This window comes from Paraburkholderia sp. RL18-085-BIA-A, from assembly GCF_046027075.1.
Classification (GTDB): Bacteria; Pseudomonadota; Gammaproteobacteria; order Burkholderiales; family Burkholderiaceae; genus Paraburkholderia.
This window is the reverse complement of the sequence record NZ_JARESU010000007.1, coordinates 94,734-118,218: the sequence shown is the minus strand read 5'-3', so window position 1 is coordinate 118,218 and position 23,485 is coordinate 94,734. Positions and strand designations below refer to the sequence as shown.

Annotated in this window: 25 protein-coding genes; 18 read left to right on the top strand and 7 right to left on the bottom strand. The window is 63.5% G+C overall.

Features of this window, described 5'->3' with window-relative positions; genetic code table 11:
- Positions 1–2 precede the first annotated feature (2 nt).
- Both P0D89_RS07180 and P0D89_RS07175 read right to left on the bottom strand, forming a co-directional pair.
- Positions 3–1,604 (bottom strand): YifB family Mg chelatase-like AAA ATPase, encoded by a 1,602-nt coding sequence (locus P0D89_RS07180; RefSeq protein ID WP_408376286.1) that lies wholly within the window; start codon positions 1,602–1,604, stop codon positions 3–5.
- A 123-nt stretch (positions 1,605–1,727) separates the two neighbouring features.
- Complete coding sequence (locus P0D89_RS07175; protein ID WP_154564624.1) at positions 1,728–1,985, bottom strand: accessory factor UbiK family protein; 258 nt, start codon at positions 1,983–1,985, stop codon at positions 1,728–1,730.
- 395 nt (positions 1,986–2,380) lie between these two features.
- Between P0D89_RS07175 and P0D89_RS07170 the strand changes: the two genes are divergently transcribed.
- The 7 genes from P0D89_RS07170 to ptsP all read left to right on the top strand — a co-directional run bounded on the left by P0D89_RS07170 (position 2,381) and on the right by ptsP (position 10,077).
- Positions 2,381–2,719, top strand: a complete 339-nt coding sequence (locus P0D89_RS07170) for a P-II family nitrogen regulator (protein ID WP_013088261.1) — start codon at positions 2,381–2,383, stop codon at positions 2,717–2,719.
- Between the two features lie 44 nt (positions 2,720–2,763).
- Complete coding sequence (locus P0D89_RS07165) at positions 2,764–4,245, top strand: ammonium transporter (RefSeq protein ID WP_408354269.1); 1,482 nt, start codon at positions 2,764–2,766, stop codon at positions 4,243–4,245.
- A 236-nt stretch (positions 4,246–4,481) separates the two neighbouring features.
- Positions 4,482–5,771: a glutamate--cysteine ligase gene (gene gshA / locus P0D89_RS07160; protein ID WP_006048087.1), complete on the top strand. Its 1,290-nt coding sequence runs from the start codon at positions 4,482–4,484 to the stop codon at positions 5,769–5,771.
- Between the two features lie 102 nt (positions 5,772–5,873).
- Positions 5,874–6,830: a glutathione synthase gene (gshB, locus tag P0D89_RS07155; protein ID WP_408376285.1), complete on the top strand. Its 957-nt coding sequence runs from the start codon at positions 5,874–5,876 to the stop codon at positions 6,828–6,830.
- Between the two features lie 340 nt (positions 6,831–7,170).
- Positions 7,171–7,698, top strand: coding sequence for a PTS sugar transporter subunit IIA (locus P0D89_RS07150; protein ID WP_408354262.1), 528 nt, complete (start codon positions 7,171–7,173; stop codon positions 7,696–7,698).
- A gap of 91 nt (positions 7,699–7,789) precedes the next feature.
- A complete protein-coding gene (locus tag P0D89_RS07145; RefSeq protein WP_007179472.1) occupies positions 7,790–8,059 on the top strand; it encodes an HPr family phosphocarrier protein in 270 nt (89 codons plus the stop codon).
- A 269-nt stretch (positions 8,060–8,328) separates the two neighbouring features.
- The gene (gene ptsP, locus P0D89_RS07140) at positions 8,329–10,077 is read left to right on the top strand and encodes a phosphoenolpyruvate--protein phosphotransferase (RefSeq protein ID WP_408354259.1); all 1,749 of its coding nucleotides are present in this window, start codon (positions 8,329–8,331) and stop codon (positions 10,075–10,077) included.
- 87 nt (positions 10,078–10,164) lie between these two features.
- On the opposite strand, the gene P0D89_RS07135 is transcribed toward ptsP, so the two are convergent.
- The 3 genes from P0D89_RS07135 to gpmA form a co-directional block, all read right to left on the bottom strand.
- On the bottom strand, positions 10,165–10,923 hold the full coding sequence (locus P0D89_RS07135) for a HesA/MoeB/ThiF family protein (protein ID WP_408376284.1): 759 nt from the start codon (positions 10,921–10,923) through the stop codon (positions 10,165–10,167).
- 138 nt (positions 10,924–11,061) lie between these two features.
- A complete protein-coding gene (locus P0D89_RS07130; protein WP_408354253.1) occupies positions 11,062–12,654 on the bottom strand; it encodes a S41 family peptidase in 1,593 nt (530 codons plus the stop codon).
- A gap of 304 nt (positions 12,655–12,958) precedes the next feature.
- A complete protein-coding gene (gpmA, locus tag P0D89_RS07125) occupies positions 12,959–13,705 on the bottom strand; it encodes a 2,3-diphosphoglycerate-dependent phosphoglycerate mutase (RefSeq protein WP_408354250.1) in 747 nt (248 codons plus the stop codon).
- Here gpmA and P0D89_RS07120 point away from each other — a divergent pair.
- The 6 genes from P0D89_RS07120 to P0D89_RS07095 all read left to right on the top strand — a co-directional run bounded on the left by P0D89_RS07120 (position 13,704) and on the right by P0D89_RS07095 (position 16,812).
- The gene (locus P0D89_RS07120; protein WP_408376283.1) at positions 13,704–13,862 is read left to right on the top strand and encodes a hypothetical protein; all 159 of its coding nucleotides are present in this window, start codon (positions 13,704–13,706) and stop codon (positions 13,860–13,862) included. The two genes, gpmA and P0D89_RS07120, sit on opposite strands and share 2 nt — an antisense overlap.
- Complete coding sequence (locus P0D89_RS07115) at positions 13,846–14,271, top strand: rhodanese-like domain-containing protein (protein WP_408298575.1); 426 nt, start codon at positions 13,846–13,848, stop codon at positions 14,269–14,271. The genes P0D89_RS07120 and P0D89_RS07115 overlap by 17 nt, the downstream gene beginning before the upstream one ends.
- The gene (gene grxC, locus P0D89_RS07110; RefSeq protein WP_018419298.1) at positions 14,268–14,528 is read left to right on the top strand and encodes a glutaredoxin 3; all 261 of its coding nucleotides are present in this window, start codon (positions 14,268–14,270) and stop codon (positions 14,526–14,528) included. Before P0D89_RS07115 ends, grxC begins: the two co-directional genes overlap by 4 nt.
- 146 nt (positions 14,529–14,674) lie before the next feature.
- Positions 14,675–15,145, top strand: coding sequence for a protein-export chaperone SecB (secB, locus tag P0D89_RS07105; RefSeq protein ID WP_074762880.1), 471 nt, complete (start codon positions 14,675–14,677; stop codon positions 15,143–15,145).
- A 22-nt stretch (positions 15,146–15,167) separates the two neighbouring features.
- On the top strand, positions 15,168–16,166 hold the full coding sequence (locus tag P0D89_RS07100; RefSeq protein WP_408376282.1) for an NAD(P)H-dependent glycerol-3-phosphate dehydrogenase: 999 nt from the start codon (positions 15,168–15,170) through the stop codon (positions 16,164–16,166).
- A 97-nt stretch (positions 16,167–16,263) separates the two neighbouring features.
- Positions 16,264–16,812, top strand: a complete 549-nt coding sequence (locus P0D89_RS07095; RefSeq protein ID WP_408376281.1) for an O-acetyl-ADP-ribose deacetylase — start codon at positions 16,264–16,266, stop codon at positions 16,810–16,812.
- Here the strand turns inward: P0D89_RS07095 and trmL are convergent.
- Both trmL and P0D89_RS07085 read right to left on the bottom strand, forming a co-directional pair.
- Complete coding sequence (gene trmL / locus P0D89_RS07090; protein ID WP_408376280.1) at positions 16,785–17,255, bottom strand: tRNA (uridine(34)/cytosine(34)/5-carboxymethylaminomethyluridine(34)-2'-O)-methyltransferase TrmL; 471 nt, start codon at positions 17,253–17,255, stop codon at positions 16,785–16,787. The genes P0D89_RS07095 and trmL overlap by 28 nt on opposite strands.
- An 18-nt stretch (positions 17,256–17,273) precedes the next feature.
- Positions 17,274–17,975 carry a ComFC family protein gene (locus P0D89_RS07085; protein WP_408376332.1) on the bottom strand — a complete coding sequence of 234 codons (702 nt, stop codon included), beginning with the start codon at positions 17,973–17,975 and terminating at the stop codon, positions 17,274–17,276.
- A 167-nt stretch (positions 17,976–18,142) separates the two neighbouring features.
- Between P0D89_RS07085 and P0D89_RS07080 the strand changes: the two genes are divergently transcribed.
- The 5 genes from P0D89_RS07080 (at position 18,143) to P0D89_RS07060 (ending at position 23,463) form a co-directional block, all read left to right on the top strand.
- Positions 18,143–19,108 (top strand): methyltransferase domain-containing protein, encoded by a 966-nt coding sequence (locus P0D89_RS07080; RefSeq protein ID WP_408354236.1) that lies wholly within the window; start codon positions 18,143–18,145, stop codon positions 19,106–19,108.
- 294 nt (positions 19,109–19,402) lie between these two features.
- Entirely contained in the window at positions 19,403–19,876 is a 474-nt protein-coding gene (locus P0D89_RS07075) for a DUF2244 domain-containing protein (protein ID WP_408376279.1), read from the top strand.
- A 63-nt stretch (positions 19,877–19,939) separates the two neighbouring features.
- Positions 19,940–21,550 carry a cytochrome c oxidase subunit II gene (gene coxB / locus P0D89_RS07070; RefSeq protein WP_408376278.1) on the top strand — a complete coding sequence of 537 codons (1,611 nt, stop codon included), beginning with the start codon at positions 19,940–19,942 and terminating at the stop codon, positions 21,548–21,550.
- A gap of 44 nt (positions 21,551–21,594) precedes the next feature.
- Positions 21,595–23,208 carry a cytochrome c oxidase subunit I gene (ctaD, locus tag P0D89_RS07065; protein ID WP_408354228.1) on the top strand — a complete coding sequence of 538 codons (1,614 nt, stop codon included), beginning with the start codon at positions 21,595–21,597 and terminating at the stop codon, positions 23,206–23,208.
- A gap of 120 nt (positions 23,209–23,328) precedes the next feature.
- Positions 23,329–23,463, top strand: a complete 135-nt coding sequence (locus P0D89_RS07060; RefSeq protein WP_408354225.1) for a cytochrome oxidase small assembly protein — start codon at positions 23,329–23,331, stop codon at positions 23,461–23,463.
- Positions 23,464–23,485 lie beyond the last annotated feature (22 nt).

Sequence of the window (23,485 nt, the reverse complement as noted above, 5' to 3'; positions counted from 1 at the left end):
CTTCACACCGAGCCAAAAGCCCGGCGATATTGGATTGCTTCCGCGATCTGAGCTGCGCTCGGCATTGCTGAACCGGCAAGATCCGCGATGCTGCGCGCGACCTTCAGCACCCGGAAGTAAGCACGCGCCGACCAGCCGAAGCGCTCGCCGGCTTCGCGCAACAGAGATTCGCCCGCCGGATCGGGACGGCAGACTTCGTCCACTTCCCGTCCGGCCAGTTCATGATTGGTCTTGCCTTGCCTGAGCAATTGCCGCTCGCGCGCGACGCATACTCGCCGCGCGATGGCCGCGCTCGCCTCGCCCGTCGTGGTCGCCCGGGCAGACAACTCAGCCGGCGTGAGCGCCGGAATCTCGAGCTGGATGTCGATCCGATCGAGCAGCGGGCCGGACAGCTTGCGCAGATAGCGCGCCGCGATCTCCGCCGTACAGCGGCAGCGGCCGCCCGGGTCGCCGCGCCATCCGCATGGACAGGGGTTCATCGCGGCGATCAATTGGCAGGCCGCCGGGAAATCCGCCTGCAAGGCGGCGCGCGAGATCGTGATGCGGCCGGCTTCGAGTGGCTCGCGCAGCGTTTCGAGGACCGTGCGATCGAATTCGGGCAGTTCGTCCAGAAACAACACGCCCAGATGCGCAAGCGTGATCTCGCCGGGTTGCGGTGGATTGCGTCCGCCGACCAGCGCCGCGGCGCTCGACGAATGATGTGGCGCGCGAAACGGCCGCTGCCGCCACTGCGCCGGGCTGAAACCGGCGCGGCTGGCGGACAGGAGGGCGGCGGAGCTGAGCGCTTCGTCGTCGGTCATTGGCGGCAGCAGGCCCGGCAAGCGGGCGGCGAGCATGGACTTGCCCGCGCCGGGCGGCCCGATCAGCAGCACGTGATGCCCGCCGGCCGCAGCCACTTCGAGCGCGCGCCGCGCGGCTCGCTGGCCGATCACGTCGGCCATGTCAGGAACGACGGCCGGCGCAGCGGCCGCGAGGTCCGGCGCGGCGACGGGGGCGAGCCGGGCGTCGGGTGTGTCCGTCAGATGTGCGCATAGCGACGGTAGATCAGTGGCTCCGTACACATCGACGCCGGGTACGAGCGCCGCTTCCGCCGCGCTGGACGCAGGCACGTAGAGCTGTGGCGTGCGGTCCGGCGGCACGTGGGCCGTTGCCGGCTCGCCGGAAAGCGAGGAAAGCGAAGCCGCCGCACTATCGGGCTGGGCAACAGCGCTACGCGCCGTCCCGCAAGCCATCGCGAACGCGCCGCGCATCGGCCGCAGTGCGCCCGTCAGCGATAGTTCGCCGGCAAACTCTCTATACAGCAAGGATTCAGCGGGAATCTGTCCGCTCGCGGCGAGTATCCCCAGCGCGATTGGCAGATCGAAGCGACCGGATTCCTTGGGCAAATCGGCGGGAGCGAGATTGACGGTGATGCGGCGGACGGGGAAATCGAAGCCGCAGTTTTGCAGCGCCGCGCGCACGCGCTCGCGGCTTTCGCGCACTTCCAGGTCAGGAAGGCCCACGATCGAAAAAGAGGGTAATCCATTCGCGAGGTGAACCTCGACGGTTACTTCGGGCGCGCGGCCGGAGGCCGGCGCGCGACTGCGCACCACGGCAAGCGACATGTTTTCTCCCGTCGGACGGCGCGCCAGGGCGCGCGCGAGTCCCCTAAAACGCTGATGACGTCACGGCTCGCTTGCCTGTGATGTGCAGCACTACGCAGCTAGTGCGCTGCGAGCAACGCGTGCTTACGGCGTTTGCGTGGTGACCGGCAGCTTCTGTTCGAGTTCGGCGACGCGGCGCTCCAGTTCTTCGAGCCGCGCGCGGGTGCGCACCAGCACCTGAGTCTGCGTATCGAATTCCTCGCGCGTGACCAGATCGAGTTTCGAAAAGCCCTGCGACAGCATGGCTTTGACGTTGCGTTCGACATCTTTGGCCGGCGAGTTCTTGAACAGCTCGCTCATGCGAGCCTGAAAGTCGTTAAAAACATCGTTCGGTTGTTTCATGGTGTTCCCCTTTGTGCACAAAAAATGTGCATTTTTCGTTGCGCCTGTGCTTGGCCGCCGTGCATGGGCTGTCTTGGTGCGTGCTCTGTTGCGCGCCGCTGCCGCATGAGCGCCTTTGGTGCGCGCGTCTGCGTTCAAACCCTTCGGACACTCTAGCAACGATCCATACGCCGCGCCACCGCGCGTGGCCACCGTTAGCCATCCGGCCAGGGCAGCTTGCGCCCCTTGTGCGAAGCGCGCGGGGCGCAGTCTGACACAACATGGCATGCGAGTTGCTGTTACTGCCCCGCGCGCACTGTCGGAAGCTTTCCCGGCAGTGAAACGAGACCACGCGAACGGGTTATGGGTACGCAATCGGGTTACGCAACGGGTTACGCAACTTAGCGAGGGATTTCATGAAACTCATCACCGCAATCATCAAGCCGTTCAAGCTCGATGAGGCGCGCGAAGCCTTGTCGGCCATCGGCGTGTCGGGCATCACCGTGACGGAAGTCAAAGGTTTCGGCCGGCAGAAGGGCCACACGGAGCTGTACCGGGGTGCTGAATACGTCGTCGACTTCCTGCCGAAGGTGAAGATCGAGGCCGCGGTCTCGGACGACATCGTCGACCAGGCGATCGAAGCGCTTGAACGCGCGGCACGCACCGGCAAGATCGGCGACGGCAAGATCTTCGTCACGCCGATCGAACAAGTGGTTCGGATTCGCACCGGCGAGACCGGCGCGGACGCTCTGTAATACGAAAAGATTGCGACACAGATAGCGATAAGAGGAAACGAAAGATGCGCAAATTATTGATGTCCCTGCTGATGGCCGGTTCGCTGCTCGCGGGCGGTATGGGCGCCGCGCTCGCGGACGACGCTTCCGCTCCCGCAGCAGCCTCGGCTCCCGACACGACGGCCAGCGCGCCGGCGCCGGACGCATCGGCTGCGCCCGCCGCTTCGGCGCCGGCCGCTGACGCTTCCGCCGCTGCGGCTGCCAGCGCGCCTGCTGCGTCGGAAGCGGCACCAGCCGCGCCGACCGCGCCGTTCTCGGTCGATTCGTCGAAGATCAATTCGGGTGACACCGCCTGGATGCTGACCTCCACCGCGCTCGTGCTGTTCATGACGATCCCGGGTCTGGCGCTGTTCTACGGCGGCATGGTCCGCAAGAAGAGCGTGCTCGCGATCCTGATGCAAAGCTTCGCGATCACCTGCCTTGTGTCGATCGTCTGGGTCGTGGTGGGCTACAGCCTCGCTTTCACGCCGGGTAACTCGTTCATCGGTGGCTTCTCGCGCTTCTTCATGGCGGGCATGAACTACATCAAGGGCGACAAGGCCACGACGCTGACCGTCAGCCACCTCGCACCGACGATCCCGGAAACGGTCTACGTCGTCTATCAGATGACGTTCGCAATCATTACCCCGGCACTGATCACGGGCGCGTTTGCCGATCGTATGAAGTTCTCGGCGATGCTGGTGTTCATGACGCTGTGGTCGATCATCGTCTACTCGCCGATCGCGCACATGGTCTGGGAACCGACCGGCTGGCTGGCTAGCGCGGGCATCCTCGACTTCGCGGGCGGCACGGTGGTGCACATCAACGCCGGCATTGCGGCGCTGGTCTGCGCGCTGGTGCTCGGCAAACGTGTCGGCTACGGCAAGGAAGCGATGGCGCCGCACAACCTGACGCTCACGCTGATCGGTGGCGCCATGCTGTGGGTGGGCTGGTTTGGCTTCAACGCGGGTTCGGCAGTGGCGGCAGACGGCCGTGCCGGCTTCGCAATGTTCGCAACGCAAGTGGCAACCGCAGCAGCTGCGCTCGCCTGGATGTTCGCCGAATGGGCAACCAAGGGTAAGCCGTCGGTACTCGGTATCGTGTCGGGTGCCGTTGCAGGTCTGGTGGCGATTACGCCAGCTTCGGGCTTCGTCGGTATGGCGGGTTCGCTGGTGATCGGTATCGTGGCCGGCGTGGTCTGCTTCTGGTCGGCAACGTGGCTCAAGCACAAGCTCGGTTACGACGATTCGCTCGACGCGTTCGGCGTGCACTGCATCGGCGGGATCGTGGGTGCGCTGCTGACCGGCGTGTTCGCGGTCAAGGACATCGGCGGCGCGGACGGCAGCATCGTCCTGCAGGCCAAAGGCGTGCTGACCACGCTGATCTACAGCGGCGTCGTGAGTTTCATCCTGCTGAAGGTCATCGATATGGTGATGGGCATCCGCGTGACGGAAGAACAGGAGCGCGAAGGCCTGGACGTGAGCCTGCACGGCGAGCACGTCGAATAAGGAACGCTCCGCGAGCCCGCGCTCCCGGGCTCGCTGGATCACGGTGTAAGCACAGCGATTTGGCCCGCCTTCATGGCGGGCTTTTTTCTTGCTCGCTCTCTTGCAAGCGGCAGATTTTCCTGCCTATCATCGCCATAGCGAGAATGCATTCGCGTCCGCTTGCGAATGGAGAAACCGTCCCCAAATGGACAAAGCATTTGCTCTACAATCTTTTTTCTCCAGTCTGCGAGTGATCAATGGTTCCGCACCTAGTTACGGCGTTAAACGGCCCGCTGCTCGATCTCGAGCGGAAGATCCTCGACGCCACACCCGCCATCGAACGCTGGTTCCGGCTCGAATGGCAGGAGCACACGCCGCCGTTCTACTGTTCCGTGGATCTGCGTAACGCTGGTTTCAAGCTCGCGCCGGTCGACACCAATCTGTTCCCCGGCGCATTCAACAATTTGCCGCAGGAAGTATTACCGCTCGCCGTGCAGGCCGCGATGGCGTCGATCGAGAAGATCTGCCCGGACGCGAAGAACCTGCTGGTGATTCCCGAGCGCCATACGCGCAACGCTTTTTACCTGGAAAACGTCGCCCGGCTGGCCGCGATCATGCGCCAGGCCGGTTTGAACGTGCGTTTCGGCACGCTCGACGAAAGCATCAATGGTCCGGTCACGATCGCGCTGTCGGACGGCCAGAAGCTCGTGCTCGAACCGCTCGAACGTTCGCAGCGGCGCCTCGGCCTGAAGAATTTCGACCCGTGCTCGATCCTGCTGAACAACGATCTGTCGGGCGGCATTCCGCCCGTGCTCGAAAATCTGCACGAGCAGTACCTGCTGCCGCCGTTGCATGCGGGTTGGGCGGTGCGCCGCAAATCGACGCATTTCTCCTGTTATGACGACGTCGCGAAGAAGTTCGCGAAGATGGTCGAGATCGATCCCTGGATGATCAATCCGTACTTCGCGCACGTCGAAGGCGTCGATTTCCAGGAGCGCACCGGCGAGCAGGCGCTGGCCGATGCGATCGACGGCGTCCTCAAGAAGATCGCCAAGAAGTATCGCGAGTACGGCATCTCCGAGAAACCTTATGTCGTCATCAAGTCGGACGCGGGCACCTATGGCATGGGTGTGATGACCGTGCACGACGCATCCGAAGTGGCCGCGCTCACCAAGCGCGAACGCGCGAAGATGGCGGCCACCAAGGACGGCCTCGAAGTTCACGACGTGATCGTGCAGGAAGGCGTGTACACCTTCGAGCGCATCGGTGAAGAAGTCGCCGAACCGGTCGTCTACATGATCGACCGCTATGTGGTGGGCGGCTTCTACCGCGTGCACGGCAGCCGCGAGCGCGACCAGAACCTGAACGCGCCCGGCATGCACTTCGTCCCGCTCGGCTTCGAGCATACGGCGCTGCCGGACGCGCACGCCAAGCCCGGCGCGGCGCCGCCGAACCGCTTCTACATGTACGGCGTGGTGGCGCGGCTCGGACTGCTGGCCGCATCGGTCGAACTGGAAAAAACCGATCCGGAAGCGATCCAGGTCTAAGCCACCCGAGGTGGTCGATGGCGGCATCCGTGCCGCCGTCGTCATTTTCAACGACTATATTTACGATCAATGCCAAGCCCGTCAGGGCGCACCGGAACCTTCATGGATATTCTTTTCATCGCCGATCCGCTCACGCAATTCAAGATCTACAAAGACTCGACCTACTCGATGATCGCGGAAGCGGCGCGCCGCGGCCACGTGGTGTACACGTGCGAGCCGAAGCATCTGGCGTGGACGGGCGGCGACGTCGAAGCGAACGTGCAGCGTGTGGCGATCGTCGGCGACGTGACCGATCTGCATCGCGAAGTCTGGTACGCGGCTGACCCCGCCGCGCCGCGCGCGTTGAACAGCTTCAACGCGGTGGTGATGCGCAAGGACCCGCCGTTCGACATGGAATATGTGACGTCGACGTGGCTGCTCGAACTGGCCGAGCGTGGCGGCGCGCGCATCGTCAACAAGCCGCAGGCGATTCGCGATCATTCGGAGAAGCTGGCGATCGGCGAGTTCGCGCAATTCGTCACGCCCACGCTGGTCACGCGCGACACGAGCCGTTTGCGCGCATTCCATGAGCAGCACGGTGACGTGATCCTCAAGCCGCTCGACGGCATGGGCGGCATGGGCGTGTTCCGCGTGAAGGCCGACGGCATGAACCTTGGCTCGATCATCGAAATGTTGAGCCATGACGGCGCGCGTTCGGTGATGGCGCAGAAGTTCATCCCCGAGATCAAGGAGGGCGACAAGCGCATTTTGCTGATCGGCGGCGAAGCCGTGCCGTATTCGCTCGCGCGTATTCCTCAGGGGAATGAAGTGCGCGGCAATCTTGCGGCCGGCGGGCTGGGCGTCGCGCGCCCGCTCACCGAGCATGATCGCAAGATCGCCGATACGCTCGCGCCGGTGCTCGCCGCGCGCGGTCTGTTGCTGGTCGGGCTGGATGCGATCGGCGACTGGCTGACCGAAGTCAACGTGACGAGCCCGACGTGTTTCCGCGAGATCATGGACCAGACCGGCTTCGACGTGGCCGCGATGTTCATCGACGCGCTGGAGCGCGCGGCAGCCTGACGCGCGGCCCTTGAATGCCCGCCGGGGCCCCCAACCTGTGTGGTAGATCCAGTCAATCCGCAGCGAGCGCGGCGCCGGATTTGGCGGGAAAATGAGCCTGATACAATGCCCGCTCTTCCGCGCCAAGCCGGATCGATGCCCTTTGGCGGGCGTCGTCGGCACGGATTGCGGAAGATGAGCGAGCAGGGGTTCGCCGGCGCGGGCATCGCGTCATGCGTCGGCAGTCGCTCGTCAAATGGTGCGTTCCGGCTCTCATGATCCACGGCCGGTCGAGAGCGCTGACGAATCGGGCTTCGTCCCGGTCCACGGTTCGAGGCCGTTCTTTTGCAGTAAGGCTGACATGGCAGGCATTCTGATCATTGCGCACACTCCCTTTGCCACCGCGTTGCGCGATTGTATTTCGCATATCTATGGTGGCTTGCCGGCTCGTATCGGCGTGATCGACGTTTCGCCCGATTGCGAACCTACGGAAATGGTTGCGTTCGCTCATTCGGAAATCGAGCGGCTGAAGGAAGAGAACGGCGCGCTCGTGCTCACGGATATGTTCGGCGCGACGCCCGCGAATATCGCGGGCCGGCTCGCCACTGTGCCGAATGTGCGCGTGCTGTGCGGCGTCAACTTGCCGATGCTGGTGCGCGCGGTGTGTTATCGCGCGACGCCGCTCGACACGCTGGTCGACAAGGCGCTCGCCGGCGCGACCAAGGGCGTGCATGCCATCGGACCCGCTACGCCGGCGCCCGACACGTCTGCGCCTACTTCCTGCGATTGCTCGCCAGCGTTGCCGCCGGATGCTGCGCCCGGCGACTGTCTGCCCGCATTGCCGCCCGACGCCGACCTGACCCAGAAAACCGACGCGGCCGGTTTGTAAGCGGGCCGCGCGTCGCTTAGGGCTTCAAAGGCATTGCAACTGGTTTGCAGTTTCACCTTCACAACATATTTACCCGCGTTCTGGACATCACATGCTGCAACAGGAAACGACTATTGTGAACAAGCTGGGGTTGCACGCGCGCGCGTCGGCCAAGTTGACGCAACTAGCGGGCAACTACCAGGCGGAAATCTGGATGAGCCGTAATGGCCGCCGCATCAATGCCAAGAGCATCATGGGTGTGATGATGCTGGCCGCGGGCATCGGCAGCACGGTGCTGATCGAAACTGAAGGCGCCGACGAAAAAGAAGCGATGGACGCATTGTTGAAACTGATTGCCGATAAATTCGGCGAGGGTCAGTGAAGTCGCGTGTGCACGTTGTAACTAGCACCAACGCCGCGGCTGTCCGCGGCGTTTTTTTTAGCGCGCGACAATCGCAGCTTGAGTACATGACGTATGTCGCCGGAACGAAAAACTACCGAAGGCGGGTTGTCGTGTCGATTACATCAATTCGTGCTGCGCTGCACACACCCGTGACGTCCCCGCGGAGGGCGCGGAATTTATAATGACGACGACAGTCTGAGAGCATTGCAGCGGTTTGCCGCGGCATCACACAACTAGAGGAGGTGCGCGTGTCCTTCACGCTGCATGGAATTCCCGTGTCACGCGGTATCGCCATCGGGCGGGCTTATCTGATCGCCCCGGCCGCACTTGACGTAGACCACTATCTGATCGAACCCGCCCAGATCGAAGGGGAGGTGGAGCGCTTTCGCGCGGCCCAGCAACACGTGCATCGGGAGCTCGATACGCTGCGCGCCGATCTCGCCGCGGACGCGCCGAGCGAAATGGGCGCATTCATCGACGTTCATTCAATGATCCTGAACGACGCGATGCTCGTGCAGGAGACCATCGACCTGATCCGCACGCGCCGCTACAACGTGGAGTGGGCGCTGACCGAACAGCTGGAGCGACTGTCGCGCCATTTCGACGATATCGAAGACGAATATCTGCGCGAGCGCAAAGCCGACATCGAGCAAGTGGTGGAGCGCGTGCTGAAGGCGCTCGCGGGGGCGTCGGCTACGCTCGGGGATGGCGTGCACGGTGCATGCAACGAGATGATCGTGGTCGCGCACGACATCGCACCCGCCGACATGATGCAGTTCAAGACGCAGACGTTTCAGGGCTTCGTCACGGATCTCGGCGGCCGCACGTCGCATACGGCGATCGTCGCGCGCAGCCTGGGCATTCCGGCCGCGGTCGGCGTGCAGCATGCTAGCGCGTTGATCCGTCAGGACGACCTGATCATTGTCGACGGCGATCACGGCATCGTGATCGTCGATCCCGCGCCGATCGTGCTCGAGGAATACTCGTACCGTCAAAGTGAAAAGGAACTGGAACAGCGCAAGCTGCAGCGCCTGAAATTCTCGCCGACGCAAACGCTGTGCGGTACCCGCATCGAGTTGTGCGCGAACATCGAACTGCCGGACGACGCGCGCGCGGCGGTCAACTCGGGGGCGACCGGCGTCGGCCTGTTTCGTACCGAGTTTCTGTTCATGAATCACAAGGACCGCCTGCCCGAAGAGGAAGAGCAGTTCGACGCGTACCGTCGGGCGGTCGAGTTGATGAACGGGTTGCCGGTCACGATCCGCACGATCGACGTCGGCGCCGACAAGCCGCTCGATTCGATGGGCGGTGGCGACGGCTACGAGACCGCCGCGAATCCCGCGTTGGGGCTCAGGGCGATTCGCTGGAGCCTGTCGGAGCCGCAGATGTTCCTCACGCAATTGCGGGCAATTCTGCGCGCGTCGGCGTTCGGCAAGGTGAAGATTCTGATTCCGATGCTCGCGCATGCGCAGGAAATCGACCAGACGCTCGATCTGATTCGCGAAGCCAAGCGTCAACTGGACGACGCGGGAATTACCTACGATCCGAACGTGCAGGTGGGCGCGATGATCGAGATTCCGGCTGCCGCCATCGCGTTGCCGCTGTTCCTGAAGCGGCTCGATTTCCTGTCGATCGGCACCAACGACCTGATCCAGTACACGCTGGCGATCGACCGCGCGGACAACTCGGTGGCGCATCTGTACGACCCGTTGCATCCGGCGGTGCTGCATCTGATCGCCTTCACGCTGCGCGAGGCGAAACGCGCGGGCGTGCCGGTGTCGGTGTGCGGCGAGATGGCGGGGGATCCGGCGTTGACGCGTCTGTTGCTCGGCATGGGCTTGACCGAGTTTTCGATGCATCCGAGCCAGTTGCTGGTGGTCAAGCAGGAGGTGCTGCGTTCGCATTTGAAGACGCTGGAAAAACCGGTGGCCGATGTGCTCGCTTCTTTCGAACCGGAAGAGGTGCAGGCCGCACTCAAGCGAGTCGCGGAGGCCTGAGGCGTCAGCTAGCCGGGCGCGTGTCCCAATGAGAAACGCCGCACTTGTGTGCGGCGTTTTCCGTTCAGCGTTGCTTCAGCGCAGGCATCAAGACCGATGCGGCTGGCCACACACCGGGCAATCCGGCTGGCGCCCAACGCGCATCGTGTTCCATTCCATCCGCAGCGAATCGAGCATCATCAGACGGCCCCGCAACGGCGTGCCGATTTCCCCAATTACCTTGAGCGCTTCAGCGGCCTGCATCGAGCCGATGATGCCGACAGCCGGTGCGAACACACCCATCGTCGAGCACGCGACTTCTTCGAACGGCTGGTCTTCGGGAAACACGCACGCGTAGCAGGGTGACGCTTCGTCGCGGAAATCGAACGTGCTGATCTGGCCGTCGAAACGCAACGCCGCGCCCGATACCAGCGGCACGCGATGCTTCACGCACGCGCGGTTGATCGCGTGGCGTGTCGCGAAGTTGTCGGTGCAATCGAGCACGACGGTCGCATGGGGCACCTCGCGATCGAGCCAGGCATCGTCGACGCGCTCGGCCACCGCGTTCACCACCACCTCGGGATTGATCTGCGCAATCGCGTCGCGTCCGGAGTCCACCTTCCGGCGCCCGACCGACGCGCTCACATGCAGGATCTGCCGCTGCAGGTTGGTCAGGTCGACCGTATCGGCGTCGACCAGCGTCAGGCGGCCGACGCCTGCCGCCGCGAGATACATCGCGGCGGGCGAACCCAGCCCGCCCGCGCCGACGATGATCGCGTGCGCGTCGATAAAGCGCTGCTGCGCCTCGATGCCGATTTCGTCGACGAGGATATGGCGGGAGTAGCGGAGGAGTTGATCGTCATTCATGGCGGGGCGCGTGAGTGTGTCGCGCGATGGGACGCAGACTCGTGGTCTGCAGCGCGCGTTTCGTGGCTGTTATTTTAATCGCGCCTGCGACGAGTCTTCACGGCATGATCGCCGTGAAGACTCGGGAGGGGTTGCTGCTTACTTGCCTTGCGTAGCCGGAACCGAGGCAGGCGCCGAAGGTGATGCCGGAGCCGTTCCCGATGCACCCGGAACCGGTTGCGTCGGCTTCACCGCGACCGGCGCGGACGCCGACGTGGCCGGCTTGTTCTGCGCGAGACGACGCTCGGTCAGAGACTTCGATTCCTGAACCGGCTTGCCTTCGAGCTTGTCCAGTGCCTGTTGCAGCATGAAGTCGTCGTTCGAACCGAATTCCACCGGCTTGCGCTCACGGTCCTTCTGACGCTGTTCCGGCGTCTTCTTGTCGTTCTGTTCCTCAAGCTGGCGCAACTGGTCCATGCGTTCCTGTTCGCGCTGCTCCGCTTCCTTCTTCTCGTTCGGATCTTGCGTGTTCGCAAGGTGATTCGAGTAGTCGACTTCGCGGGTCACGAGCGCGTCGTCCGGATCGCCTTCCGCGTACTGATCGACCGGAATGTCGGGGCGAATGCCCTTGTTCTGGATCGAACGGCCGCTCGGCGTGTAGTAGTACGCGGTGGTCAGGCGCAGCGCGGTGTCCGCCGTCATGGGGCGCACGGTTTGCACCGAACCCTTGCCGAAGGTGGTCTTGCCGAGGATCAGCGCACGGTGCTGATCCTGCAGCGCGCCTGCGACGATTTCCGACGCCGACGCCGAATACGCGTTGGTCAGCACGACCATCGGCACGGTCTTGAAGATTGCCGGGATGTCCTTCAGCGGATCGTTGTCGAAGGACTGCAGGCGGTAGTTGTCGTAAGTGTCGCGATAGACCTGCTTCGAATCGGGAATCTGGCCGTTGGTGGACACCACCACGGAATTCGGCGGCAGGAACGCGCCGGCCACGCCGACCGCGCTTTGCAGCAGACCGCCGCCGTTGTTGCGCAGATCGAGGATGAGACCCTTCAGGTTCGGCTCCTGACGCGCAATGTCTTGCAGCTTGGCGGCCAGATCAGGCGTGGTGCGTTCCTGGAAGCTGGTGACGCGCACGTACGCGAAGCCCGGCGCCAGAATCTTGGCCTTGACCGACTGGACCTTGATGATCGCGCGCGTGACCGTGAGCGGGAACGTGCGGTCGTCGGTCTTGCGGAAGATCGTGAGCGTGACCTTGGTGCCCGGCTCGCCGCGCATCTGCTTGACCGCCTGGTCGAGCGTCATGCCGCGCACGGGCTTGTCGTTGATGCGCGTGATCAGGTCGCCCGGACGGATGCCGGCGCGGAACGCGGGCGTGTCTTCGATCGGCGAAATCACCTTGATCAGGCCGTCTTCCGACGAAATCTCGATGCCCAGACCTGCGAAGCGGCCCTTGGTCTGCTCCTGCAGTTCCTCGTAATCGGTCTTGTCGAGATACGACGAGTGTGGGTCGAGGCTCGACACCATGCCCTTGATCGCGGCGGTGAGGAGCTTTTTGTCGTCGACCGGTTCGACGTATTCGTGCTTGATTTGCCCGAACACTTCGGCAAAGAGCCTGAGCTGGTCTAGCGGCAGAGGTGCGACGGCGCTAGCGGGTTGCTGGGCCGAGGCGGACAGTTGCAGGGTGGCAAATGCACCGGTAGCAAGGCCCGCGGCAATCAGGCCGATATTTTTCAGGTTCTTTCGCATAGAGTCTGTTGCGGTCGGAAGCGCGTGGCAGCGTCGGTTGAGATTGGACGGACAAGTATAACTGCACACCCGCCCCGTCAGGGGGCAGGGCGGACAATCGTGATTCGACAGTACGGACCAGAGCTGGTTCGTGGGATGGGGCACACTGGAGCGAAGTAATCTCCCGTAACACGCGAACGGCGGGTGGAACCGCACGCTTGCGTGGGGCCGGCCGCGCCAACCGGTACGTGTTGCCGGCCGGCGCGGTGGTGGGCCGCCGCTGTGCGATGTTTTCAGCGCGACGGCCCGCGGCGCGACGGCGGAATCAGCCTGCCTTGCCCTGGCTGGCAACCGCGGCTTGCGCCTTGGCGATCGCGTCCTGGTCGCCCAGATAGTAGTGCTTGAGCGGCTTCAGGTTCTCGTCGAGTTCGTAGACGAGCGGCACGCCGTTCGGAATGTTCAGGCCGACGATGTCCTCGTCCGAGATGTCGTCGAGGTACTTGACCAGCGCGCGGATCGAGTTACCGTGTGCGGCGATCACGATCTTGCGGCCCGACTTGATGGCCGGCGCGATCGACTCGTTCCACAGAGGCAGCACGCGTGCGACCGTGTCCTTCAGGCACTCGGTGAGCGGCAGTTGTTCACGCGGCACCTTGGCATAACGCGGATCGTCGTAGGGCGCGCGCTCGTCCGTCGGCTCCAGCGCCGGCGGCGGCGTGTCGTAGCTGCGGCGCCAGACCAGCACCTGCTCGTCGCCGAACTTCGCGGCCGTTTCCGCCTTGTTCAGACCCGACAGCGCGCCATAGTGGCGTTCGTTCAGACGCCACGAATGCACGACCGGCAGGTACATCAGATCCATCTTGTCCTGCACGTGCCACAAGGTGCGGATCGCGCGCTTGAGCACCGACGTGTAGGCGATGTCGAACGTGTACCCGGAGTCCTTCAGCAGCGCGCCTGCTTGCTGCGCTTCAAGGTTGCCCTGCTCGGTGAGGTCGACGTCGACCCAGCCCGTGAAGCGGTTTTCCTTGTTCCACGTCGATTCGCCGTGGCGGATGAGAACGAGTTTGTACATGAGATTGCCGGTCGGTAGTGAGGAAGCGGTAAAGCGCAGCGGCGAGGTTCCTTTAGAGGAGCGCCGCCATCGCGTCAGACGGTTATTTTATAATGGCTCGATTGCCCTTTTCGATTTCTCTCTTTTTCGGCGGATTTTCCGTGAAGTTTTTCACTGATTACACAAACCTTGTACTGATCGCGATCGTCCTCATCTCCGGTGGGTTGCTGCTGTGGCCGACGATCAGCCGGCGCGGCCGCGGCGGCCTGTCGGCCGCTGAAGCCACGCAACTCATCAACCGGCGCAACGCGGCGGTGATCGATCTACGCTCGTCCGCCGACTACGCCAAAGGGCATTTGCCCGCGGCACGGCACCTTGAATTCGCGGAGTTGCAGGCGAAGGTCGCGCAACTCGTGAAGAACAAGAGCAACCCGGTGCTGCTGGTGTGCCAGACCGGCCAGCAGTCGAACAAGGCAGCGCGTATCGTGCAGGATGCAGGCTATGCGGAAGTCCACGTTCTCGAAGGCGGTGTCGACGCCTGGCAGAAAGCCGGTATGCCGGTTGTGAAACAAGGAGCAGCCAAGTGAACAAAGTGATCATGTACAGCACCCAGGTGTGCCCGTATTGCCAGATGGCCGAACGTCTTTTAAAGTCGCGCGGCGTCGAGCTCGTTGAGAAGGTGCTGATCGACAAAGACCCGGCCCGTCGTGAGGAGATGATGACCCGGACCGGTCGTCGCACGGTGCCGCAGGTGTTCATCGGCGAGACGCATGTCGGCGGGTACGATGACCTGTCCGCGCTCGATCGCGCGGGCGGTTTGACACCGCTGCTCGAAGCCGCCTGAGTTCGCGCGCCCCCGGGCGCGTGGGCGGGCGGGTGACACAAGCCGGCGCGTGTCTGTCCTGTCGGGACGGGCGAGGCGCCGCAACGATCTGGCGGCCATGGAATCATACGCCGCCACTACGCATACCTATCAGGAATCACTCAATCATGTCCGACGAGAATAACCAGCCGTTCTTCAACATCCAGCGCATCTACCTGAAGGACATGTCGCTCGAGCAGCCGAATTCGCCGGGCATCTTCCTCGAGCAGGAAATGCCGTCGGTCGAAGTCGAAGTCGACGTGAAGGCCGAGCGCCTCGCCGACACCGTGTTCGAAATTCTGGTCACAGGCACGGTCACGGCCAAGGTGTCGGACAAGGTTGCATTCCTGATCGAAGCCAAGCAGGCCGGCATTTTTGACATCCGCAACATTCCGGCCGAGCAGATCGATCCGCTGGTCGGCATCGCCTGCCCGACGATCCTGTTCCCGTACCTGCGCTCGAATATCGCCGACGCGATCACCCGCGCCGGCTTCCCGCCGATCCACCTCGCCGAAATCAACTTCCAGGCGCTCTACGAGCAACGTCTCGCCCAGATGGGCAGTCAGGAAGGCGCGGCGCAGAACGGCGTCACGCACTAAGGTGTCGCGAGCGGTGCCGGCTATGAAGGTTGCGGTCCTCGGCGCCGGCGCATGGGGCACGGCCCTCGCCGGCCATCTGGCCTTACGGCACGACACGGTGTTGTGGGCGCGCGAGCCCGCTCTCATCGCCGACCTCCACGCTTCGCACGAAAACGCCCGCTATCTGGCGGGCGTTGCTTTGCCGCCGGCGCTTCGCTACGAAGCGGACCTGAGCGCAGCGCTCGACCACGCGCTCGCCGACGACGCCTTGTGCGTCGTGGCTACACCTGTGGCCGGACTGCGCGGTCTGTTTCGGGCGATGCGCGACGCGGGCAAAGTGCCGGCGCACGTGGTGTGGTTGTGCAAAGGTTTCGAAGCCGATTCGCAGTTGCTGCCGCATCAGGTGGTCGCGGCCGAGTTGCCGGAGCACCGCAGCAACGGCGTGCTGTCCGGTCCGAGCTTCGCGCGCGAAGTCGGGCAGGGCTTGCCGGTTGCGCTGACGATCGCGAGCGCGTCGGCGGCGTGCCGCGAGCACACAGTCGCAGCGTTTCATCATGACGCGATGCGTATTTATACCGGCGACGACATCGTCGGCGTGGAAGTGGGCGGCGCGGTGAAAAACGTACTCGCCATTGCGACGGGCATTGCCGATGGTCTCGGCCTCGGCCTGAACGCGCGCGCAGCGTTGATTACGCGCGGGCTGGCTGAAATGTCGCGTCTCGGCGTGACGCTCGGCGGCCGGGCGGAAACGTTCACCGGTTTGACCGGCCTGGGCGATCTGATCCTGACCGCTACCGGCGATCTATCGCGCAATCGCACGGTCGGCGTGCAACTCGCCGCGGGCCGCACGCTCGACGACATTCTCGGCGGGCTGGGTCACGTGGCCGAAGGCGTGCGTTGTGCGCAAGCGGTTCTCGCGATCGCACGCGCGCACGCGATCGAGATGCCGATCACGCAAGCGGTCTGCGCCGTGCTGTTCGACGGCGTAGCGCCTCGCGACGCCGTCAGCGCTCTGCTGCGGCGCGATTCCAAAGCTGAATAAGCGTTGTCTTTCAGCCGTTTAGCGCGCATCGGCGTTGAACGGCTGCCCCTTGTCGCGGTCCACGTTTTCATAGACGGTTCGGATCGGCGAGGCTGTCATGCTCACTTTCAATTCCTGCACGCTGGAAGCGCACGTGGTCGACATCACGACGCTCGACGTGGATGCGATCGTCAACGCGGCGAACACGTCGCTACTGGGCGGAGGCGGCGTGGACGGCGCAATCCATCGTGCGGCCGGCAAGGATCTGCTGCGTGAATGCGAAACGCTGGGTGGCTGCGCGACGGGCGATGCGAAACTCACGCGCGGCTACCGCTTGCCGGCGCGGCACGTGATTCATGCGGTCGGCCCGGTGTGGCGAGGCGGCTCGCATGGCGAAACCGATCTGCTCGCGTCGTGCTACCGGCGCTCGCTGGAACTGGCACACGACGCGCGCTGCAAGAGCATTGCGTTTCCCGCGATCAGTTGCGGGGTCTACCGTTTTCCAGCCGACGACGCGGTGCGGATCGCGCTCGCCACGGTGCTCGACACTTTGCCGCGCACGCCGCAAATCGAACAGGTGGTGTTCGCCTGCTTCGACGAAACGATGTTCGCGCGCTACGAAGCTGAATTGAAGCGCCATCAGGCGCCGCCGTCGAAGCCGGTCTGACGCCAGGCTTCAAACACCACGATCGCCACAGTATTCGACAGATTCAGACTGCGGTTGCCCGGGCGCATCGGCAGACGCACGCGCTGATCGTTAGCGAACTGGTCGAGCACCGCGTCGGGCAGGCCGCGCGTTTCGGCGCCGAACACGAACCAGTCACCCGACTGGAACGCATGCTCGTGAAAGCGGCCCGCTCCGCGCGTGGTGAAGGCGAACATGCGTGCCGGGTCCGGCGTTTCCTTCGCGACGAACGCGGCCCAATCGGCATGCACATTCATTTGCGCGTACTCGTGATAGTCGAGGCCGGCGCGCCGCAGCTTGGCGTCGTCGAGCGGAAAGCCGAGCGGCTCGATCAGATGCAGCCGGGCGCCGGTGTTGGCGCACAGGCGAATCACGTTGCCGGTGTTCGGCGGAATTTCCGGTTCTACGAGAACGACATTGAACATAGTGAGACCACGTGGAGACTAGTTTTTCGGTGTGCGCAGCGCGACGAAGTTGGTGACCCGCCGCGCCCCGGCGGCTTTGAGCGTTCGCGCGAGTGCTTCGAGCGTCGCGCCGGTCGTCATCACATCGTCGACGATGCCGACGTGCAGGCCGCGCACCGCTCGCGTGACTCTGAATGCGCCGCCGACGTTCAAGCGGCGCGCGTCGAGATCGAGTTGCGACTGCGGCGCGGTGTGGATCACCCGCTGCAGCAAGGCGGCGTCGCTGCGTACATTCAACGCGCGGGCCAAGGGCTTGGCGATCTGCCATGCCTGGTTGTAGCCGCGCTCGGTCAGACGCTGGCCGGCGAGCGGCACCGGCGCGATCACATCGGGCCAGTCGGATTCATCTTGCCGGCAGTCCTGCGCGAGCCGCGCGAGGCGTTGCGCGAACTCGCGCGCGAGCATCAGACGCGCGCGGAATTTCAGGCCGATCGCCAGCGTGTCGAGCGGTGCGCGGTAGTCGGCGAGAGCGAAGGTCGCATCGAACGGCGGCGGCTCGGCAATGCAGTCCGCGCAACGATAGCGTGCGTGACTCGCCCATCGCGTCGCCGGCAAAGGCACCGCACAGACCGCACAGCGCAGGCGGCTCTCGTTCCAGTACGCTTCGTCGCAGCCGGCGCACAACGTCTTGTGCGACATATTGCCGCACAACGCGCAAAGGTTCGGCAATGCGGCATGCATTACACGCGGCAATGCCGAATTCAGACGGCGCGCGAAACGCGTGAAACTGCCGCCGGAAAATGTGCAAAATGGTCGCAATGACACGAGTGGACGCCCGCGAAGGCCTTTCACGCTGAAAGCAGGGAAGCGAACGAGTATACTTCCTGCTCCACGCCAGCACGATACTCATGCCCCCAACTTCCGCTCAATCTGGCCGTCCGGCCTATGATTCCCGGCGCCTAAGGCGTATTTTCGACCGCCGCGCCGCGACCTTCGGCGAGGTTGCGTTCCTGCCGCGCGAGATTGCGCAGCGCATGCGCGAGCGTCTCGATTACATCAAGGTCGCGCCGTCGAGCGTGCTCGATGCCGGTTGTGGCGCGGGCGAAGACATCCCCGCATTGCGCGAGCGCTTTCCGGAAGCGCCGGTGTTCGGCTCCGATCTGTCGCACGGCATGCTGACGCGCGCGTTGCACCACGATGCCGGCGACACGAGCTGGCGGCGCTTTCTGCCGGCATCGCTCGGCAAGGCGCTCGGCGCCCGTGGCCCGCGCTTCGCGCAGGCCGACTTCTCGGCGCTGCCGTTCGCCTCCGGCGCCTTCGAATTCATCTGGTCCAATCTCGCGCTGCATTGGCACTCGCGGCCCGATCTCGTGTTCCCCGAGTGGCAGCGCGTGCTCAAAGTGAACGGCCTGCTGATGTTCAGCACGCTCGGCCCCGACACGCTCAAGGAATTGCGTGGCGCTTACGCCGAGGTCGAGGCCGCGCACGGCGTGGCGTCGCGCAAGCATGTGATCGACTTTGTCGACATGCATGACCTCGGCGATATGCTGGTCGAAAGCGGCTTCGAAATTCCTGTGATGGACCAGGAAACCCTCACCATTACCTACAAGTCGCCCGAGTCGCTGCTCGCGGACGTACGCCGCTGGGGCGCGTATCCATTCGAGCGCGAAGCATTGTCCGGCGCTGTCGCGCTCAGGCTGCACAAGGCGTTGCTGGCGGCGCTCGAAGCGCGCCGCCGGGCCGACGGCACGATCGCGCTCACCTTCGAGGTGATCTACGGACACGCATGGAAAGCGGTGCCGCGCACCACGGCCGAAGGACACGGCATCGTGCGAATCGAGGACATCGGACGAGGTCCGTCAAGGAATCGTTGAAGCGGTAAAGAGGACATCCGTTATGTCTGAAATTTGCACTTCGAAAGACCCGCAAAAGGCGGGTCAAAACGGCGCTAAGGCTTGTCACGCCTGGCTTGTGGGCCAATCGGGGCTTGCTTGTGGATGCTATGGATCGCGCCTATAATGCGTCAGTTTGTCGCCCGGAGTTCCCACATTTGGGGCGGCAGGCCCGAGGCGCAGGGCTGCAATTTGAGGTGACGCGGTAGGGGTTCGCGCGGCCGGAATCGATGGCCGCAAGAAATGGCCGAAAGCGGTGATTCGCGGGAGGCAGCGGTGGACGCAACAGATCTGCTGGCGGATTCAGAACCGGTCCTCAAAGACTGGACGATGAAACGCAACTGTTCGATCTCGCCGCGGCAATTCGTATTTCTCTATGTGTCGCTTGCGTTGTTCTCGTTGGCAATTGCTTTCATGCTGGTTCTGGTCGGCGCCTGGCTGGTGTTGCCGTTCACCGGTATTGAATTGCTGGCGGTGGGTATCGCGTTTGCCATTTATGCGCGTCATGCTGTCGATTACGAGCGCATCCGGTTGTTTCCGAACCGGCTGGTAATCGAGCAGGTCAGCGCCGAGCAGCTTACGCAGTTCGAATTCAATCCGCGCTGGGTGCGGATCGAGCCGGGCGCAACGCCGCGTGACCAGATCAAACTGGTCTCGCGCGGCCAGACGATCATGATCGGGCAATATCTCGCGCAGTATCGGCGCGCGCAGTTCGCAGGCGAATTGCGTATGTGGCTCTCGCGTTGTTAGATGCGGCGGGGCACGCGGCGTTCAAGGGGAGCGCGGGACAGGCCAGCGGGGTCGAGGGTTTGAATGGAAAATTTGGGTAAGGAAGCTATGAAAACAATCAAGCGAGCGCTCATGAGCGTGCTGGCGATGAGCGGACTGCTTTTCGCCGGTGCCGCCCTGGCAGTGGGCGATGCTCCGGGCGGCCCTGCCGTCAACGAGATCAATCTCCAGCCGCCTGCGTCGAGAATCGCTGAGGAGCTCTTCAGCCTCCATATGTTCATGCTGGCTCTTTGTACGGTCATCTTTGTCGGCGTGTTCGCCGTCATGTTTTATTCGATCTTTGCTCACCGCAAATCGAAGGGCCACAAAGCTTCGAATTTCCACGAAAGCACCACCGTCGAAATCATCTGGACGATCGTGCCGTTCGTCATCGTCGTGCTGATGGCGCTGCCCGCCACGAAGACCGTCGTCGCGATGAAGGACACCACGAACGCGGACCTCACGGTCAAGGTCACCGGCTACCAGTGGAAATGGGGCTACGACTACGTGAAGGGCCCGGGCGAGGGCATCAGCTTCCTGTCCACTCTGGCTACGCCGCGCGCCGAAACCGAGGGCCGCAAGCCGATTTCCACGCTGTATCTGCAGGAAGTCGACAATCCGCTGGTCGTCCCGGTGGACAAGAAAATCCGCATCATCACTACCGCGAACGACGTGGTCCACTCCTGGTACGTGCCGGCCTTCGGCGTGAAGCAGGACGCGATTCCTGGATTCGTGCGCGACACCTGGTTCAAGGCTAACCGGGTCGGCACGTTCCGCGGCTTCTGTACCGAACTGTGCGGCAAGGAACACGCGTTCATGCCGGTCGTGGTCGAGGTGCTGTCCGCCGAAGACTACGCGAAGTGGGTCGACGCGCAGAAGAAGAAAATGGCCGCCGGCCAGGACGATCCGAATAAGACCTACACGTTGGCCGAGCTGATGGAACGCGGCGGCAAGGTGTATGCGGCGAACTGCGCGGTCTGCCACCAGCCGACCGGCAAGGGCGCGGGCGCATTCCCGGCGCTCGACGGCAGCAAGATCGCCAATGGCGCGATCGCCGAGCACGTGAGCCTCGTGCTGAAGGGCAAGAACGCGATGCCTTCGTGGGCGCCGACGTTGAACGACGTCGAAATCGCGTCGGTGATCACGTATGAACGCAACTCGTGGGGCAACCACACAGGCGACATTCTCCAGCCGAAGCAGGTGGCGGATGCCCGTAACGGCAAGCTGCCGGAGGGCGGCAACCATCTGACCGACGCGGGTGCTGCGGCAAGCGGCGCAGCGGCGGCTTCGGGTGCGGAAGCTGCGGCGGCCGGTTCGGATGGCGCGGCGGCTGCGCAGGAAGCACTGCCGGCCAGCATCTACTTCGACACCGGCAAGAGCACGCTGCCGGCCGACGCGAAAGCGGCGGTCGACGCTGCCGCAGCCTACGCGAAAGCGCATCCGGATGCGAAATTCACGCTGTCGGGCTTCACCGACGCCACCGGCTCTGCCGACCTCAACGCGAAGCTGGCGAAGAGTCGTGCCGAAGCCGTGCGCGACGCATTGAAAGCAGCCGGCATTGCCGAAGACCATATTATTTTGAAAAAGCCGGAAACGATCACGGGCGGCACCGACGCCAAAGAAGCCCGGCGTGTTCAGATCAGCCCGGCTGCCTGACGTGTTCATGGTCAGCACCGCAGTATTCGCTTTAGGAGATTGTCATGTCTAGCATCGGACACGATGTAGTCGCAGGCCACGAGCACGTGCACGGCGACCATGCCCACGAAACGCCGCATGGCTGGCGCCGTTGGCTGTTCGCAACCAACCACAAGGACATCGGTACGCTGTACCTGATCTTCTCGTTCACCATGTTCCTCTCCGGGGGCGTGATGGCGCTGATGATCCGTGCCGAACTGTTCGAGCCGGGCTTGCAGATCATGCGTCCCGAGTTCTTCAACCAGTTGACCACCATGCACGGCCTGATCATGGTGTTCGGCGCGATCATGCCGGCCTTCGTCGGCTTCGCGAACTGGATGGTGCCGCTGCAGATCGGCGCATCGGACATGGCTTTCGCGCGGATGAACAACTTCAGCTTCTGGCTGCTGCCGGTGGCGGCTGTGCTGCTGGTGGGTTCGTTCTTCGCGCCGGGCGGCGCGACCGCCGCGGGCTGGACGCTCTACGCGCCGTTGTCCACGCAGATGGGCCCGGGCATGGACTTCGCGATTTTCGCGGTCCACTTGATGGGCGCGTCGTCGATCATGGGCGGTATCAACATCGTCGTGACGATTCTGAACATGCGCGCGCCCGGCCTCACGCTGATGAAGATGCCGATGTTTGTCTGGACGTGGCTGATTACCGCGTACCTGCTGATCGCCGTGATGCCGGTGCTCGCAGGCGCGATCACCATGGTGCTGTTCGACCGTCACTTCGGCACGTCGTTCTTCAACGCGGCAGGCGGCGGCGATCCGGTGATGTACCAGCACATCTTCTGGTTCTTCGGGCACCCCGAGGTGTACATCATGATCTTGCCGGCGTTCGGGATCGTGTCGCAGGTGATCCCGGCGTTTTCGCGCAAGCCGCTGTTCGGCTATAGCTCGATGGTGTACGCGACCTCGTCGATCGCGATTCTGTCGTTCATGGTCTGGGCGCACCACATGTTCGCCACCGGCATGCCGGTGACGGGGCAATTGTTCTTCATGTACGCGACGATGCTGATCGCCGTGCCGACCGGCGTGAAGGTGTTCAACTGGGTCGCGACGATGTGGCGCGGCTCGCTAAGCTTCGAAACGCCGATGCTGTTCGCAGTCGGCTTCCTGCTGGTGTTCACGTTCGGCGGCCTGTCGGGCCTGATGCTCGCGATGGCGCCGCTCGACATCCAGTATCACGGCACTTACTTCGTGGTGGCGCACTTCCACTACGTGCTGGTGGCGGGCTCGTTGTTCGCGCTGTTCTCCGGCTGGTACTACTGGGCGCCGAAGTGGACCGGCTGGATGTACAACGAAACGCGCGGCAAGATTCACTTCTGGGCGTCGATGTTCTTCTTCAACCTCGCGTTCCTGCCGATGCACTTCGTCGGTCTCGCAGGTATGCCGCGTCGTTACGCAGACTATCCGGCACAGTTCACCGACTGGAACCAGGTCATCTCGATCGGTGCGTTCGGTTTCGGTCTGGCACAGGTGTACTTCCTGTTCGCGGTTGCTCTGCCGGCCTACCGTGGCGGCGGCGAGCACGAAGAGGCTGGCGACAAGCCGTGGGACGGCGCAACGGGCCTCGAATGGACCGTGCCGAGCCCGGCTCCGTTCCACACGTTCGAACACCCGCCGACCGTCGAGTAAGCGGTCTTCGGCGAGATGCCCGACTTCGGCGGCGCGCTTTAGCGTCGAGCGGAACCTGGCAGCCTCCGGGCGGCGGCGGCAACCCGACGCCGCTCTTGGAAAGTATTCAGAAAGTCGAGCATGACGCGCAATCCACAGGAAAGACGTACACCCGAACAGATTCGCGCGGGCAACAGGCGGATAGGTCTTGTGATGTTCATCGTCGCGGCGATCTTTTTCGCGAGCGTCATCATCAAGCAGTGGTTTTTCACCTGACGCAGCCGTTGGAGTCTGTCTG

What these genes read in the sequence shown, in the direction of transcription:
- P0D89_RS07180 (WP_408376286.1), bottom strand. Translation starts at nt 1,604, where the DNA reads ATGTCGCTTGCCGTGGTGCGCAGTCGCGCGCCGGCCTCCGGCCGCGCG.
- P0D89_RS07175 (WP_154564624.1), bottom strand. Translation starts at nt 1,985, where the DNA reads ATGAAACAACCGAACGATGTTTTTAACGACTTTCAGGCTCGCATGAGC.
- P0D89_RS07170 (WP_013088261.1), top strand. Translation starts at nt 2,381, where the DNA reads ATGAAACTCATCACCGCAATCATCAAGCCGTTCAAGCTCGATGAGGCG.
- P0D89_RS07165 (WP_408354269.1), top strand. Translation starts at nt 2,764, where the DNA reads ATGCGCAAATTATTGATGTCCCTGCTGATGGCCGGTTCGCTGCTCGCG.
- gshA (WP_006048087.1), top strand. Translation starts at nt 4,482, where the DNA reads ATGGTTCCGCACCTAGTTACGGCGTTAAACGGCCCGCTGCTCGATCTC.
- gshB (WP_408376285.1), top strand. Translation starts at nt 5,874, where the DNA reads ATGGATATTCTTTTCATCGCCGATCCGCTCACGCAATTCAAGATCTAC.
- P0D89_RS07150 (WP_408354262.1), top strand. Translation starts at nt 7,171, where the DNA reads ATGGCAGGCATTCTGATCATTGCGCACACTCCCTTTGCCACCGCGTTG.
- P0D89_RS07145 (WP_007179472.1), top strand. Translation starts at nt 7,790, where the DNA reads ATGCTGCAACAGGAAACGACTATTGTGAACAAGCTGGGGTTGCACGCG.
- P0D89_RS07135 (WP_408376284.1), bottom strand. Translation starts at nt 10,923, where the DNA reads ATGAATGACGATCAACTCCTCCGCTACTCCCGCCATATCCTCGTCGAC.
- P0D89_RS07130 (WP_408354253.1), bottom strand. Translation starts at nt 12,654, where the DNA reads ATGCGAAAGAACCTGAAAAATATCGGCCTGATTGCCGCGGGCCTTGCT.
- P0D89_RS07120 (WP_408376283.1), top strand. Translation starts at nt 13,704, where the DNA reads ATGAGATTGCCGGTCGGTAGTGAGGAAGCGGTAAAGCGCAGCGGCGAG.
- gpmA (WP_408354250.1), bottom strand. Translation starts at nt 13,705, where the DNA reads ATGTACAAACTCGTTCTCATCCGCCACGGCGAATCGACGTGGAACAAG.
- secB (WP_074762880.1), top strand. Translation starts at nt 14,675, where the DNA reads ATGTCCGACGAGAATAACCAGCCGTTCTTCAACATCCAGCGCATCTAC.
- P0D89_RS07100 (WP_408376282.1), top strand. Translation starts at nt 15,168, where the DNA reads ATGAAGGTTGCGGTCCTCGGCGCCGGCGCATGGGGCACGGCCCTCGCC.
- P0D89_RS07095 (WP_408376281.1), top strand. Translation starts at nt 16,264, where the DNA reads ATGCTCACTTTCAATTCCTGCACGCTGGAAGCGCACGTGGTCGACATC.
- trmL (WP_408376280.1), bottom strand. Translation starts at nt 17,255, where the DNA reads ATGTTCAATGTCGTTCTCGTAGAACCGGAAATTCCGCCGAACACCGGC.
- P0D89_RS07085 (WP_408376332.1), bottom strand. Translation starts at nt 17,975, where the DNA reads ATGCATGCCGCATTGCCGAACCTTTGCGCGTTGTGCGGCAATATGTCG.
- P0D89_RS07080 (WP_408354236.1), top strand. Translation starts at nt 18,143, where the DNA reads ATGCCCCCAACTTCCGCTCAATCTGGCCGTCCGGCCTATGATTCCCGG.
- coxB (WP_408376278.1), top strand. Translation starts at nt 19,940, where the DNA reads ATGGAAAATTTGGGTAAGGAAGCTATGAAAACAATCAAGCGAGCGCTC.
- ctaD (WP_408354228.1), top strand. Translation starts at nt 21,595, where the DNA reads ATGTCTAGCATCGGACACGATGTAGTCGCAGGCCACGAGCACGTGCAC.
- P0D89_RS07060 (WP_408354225.1), top strand. Translation starts at nt 23,329, where the DNA reads ATGACGCGCAATCCACAGGAAAGACGTACACCCGAACAGATTCGCGCG.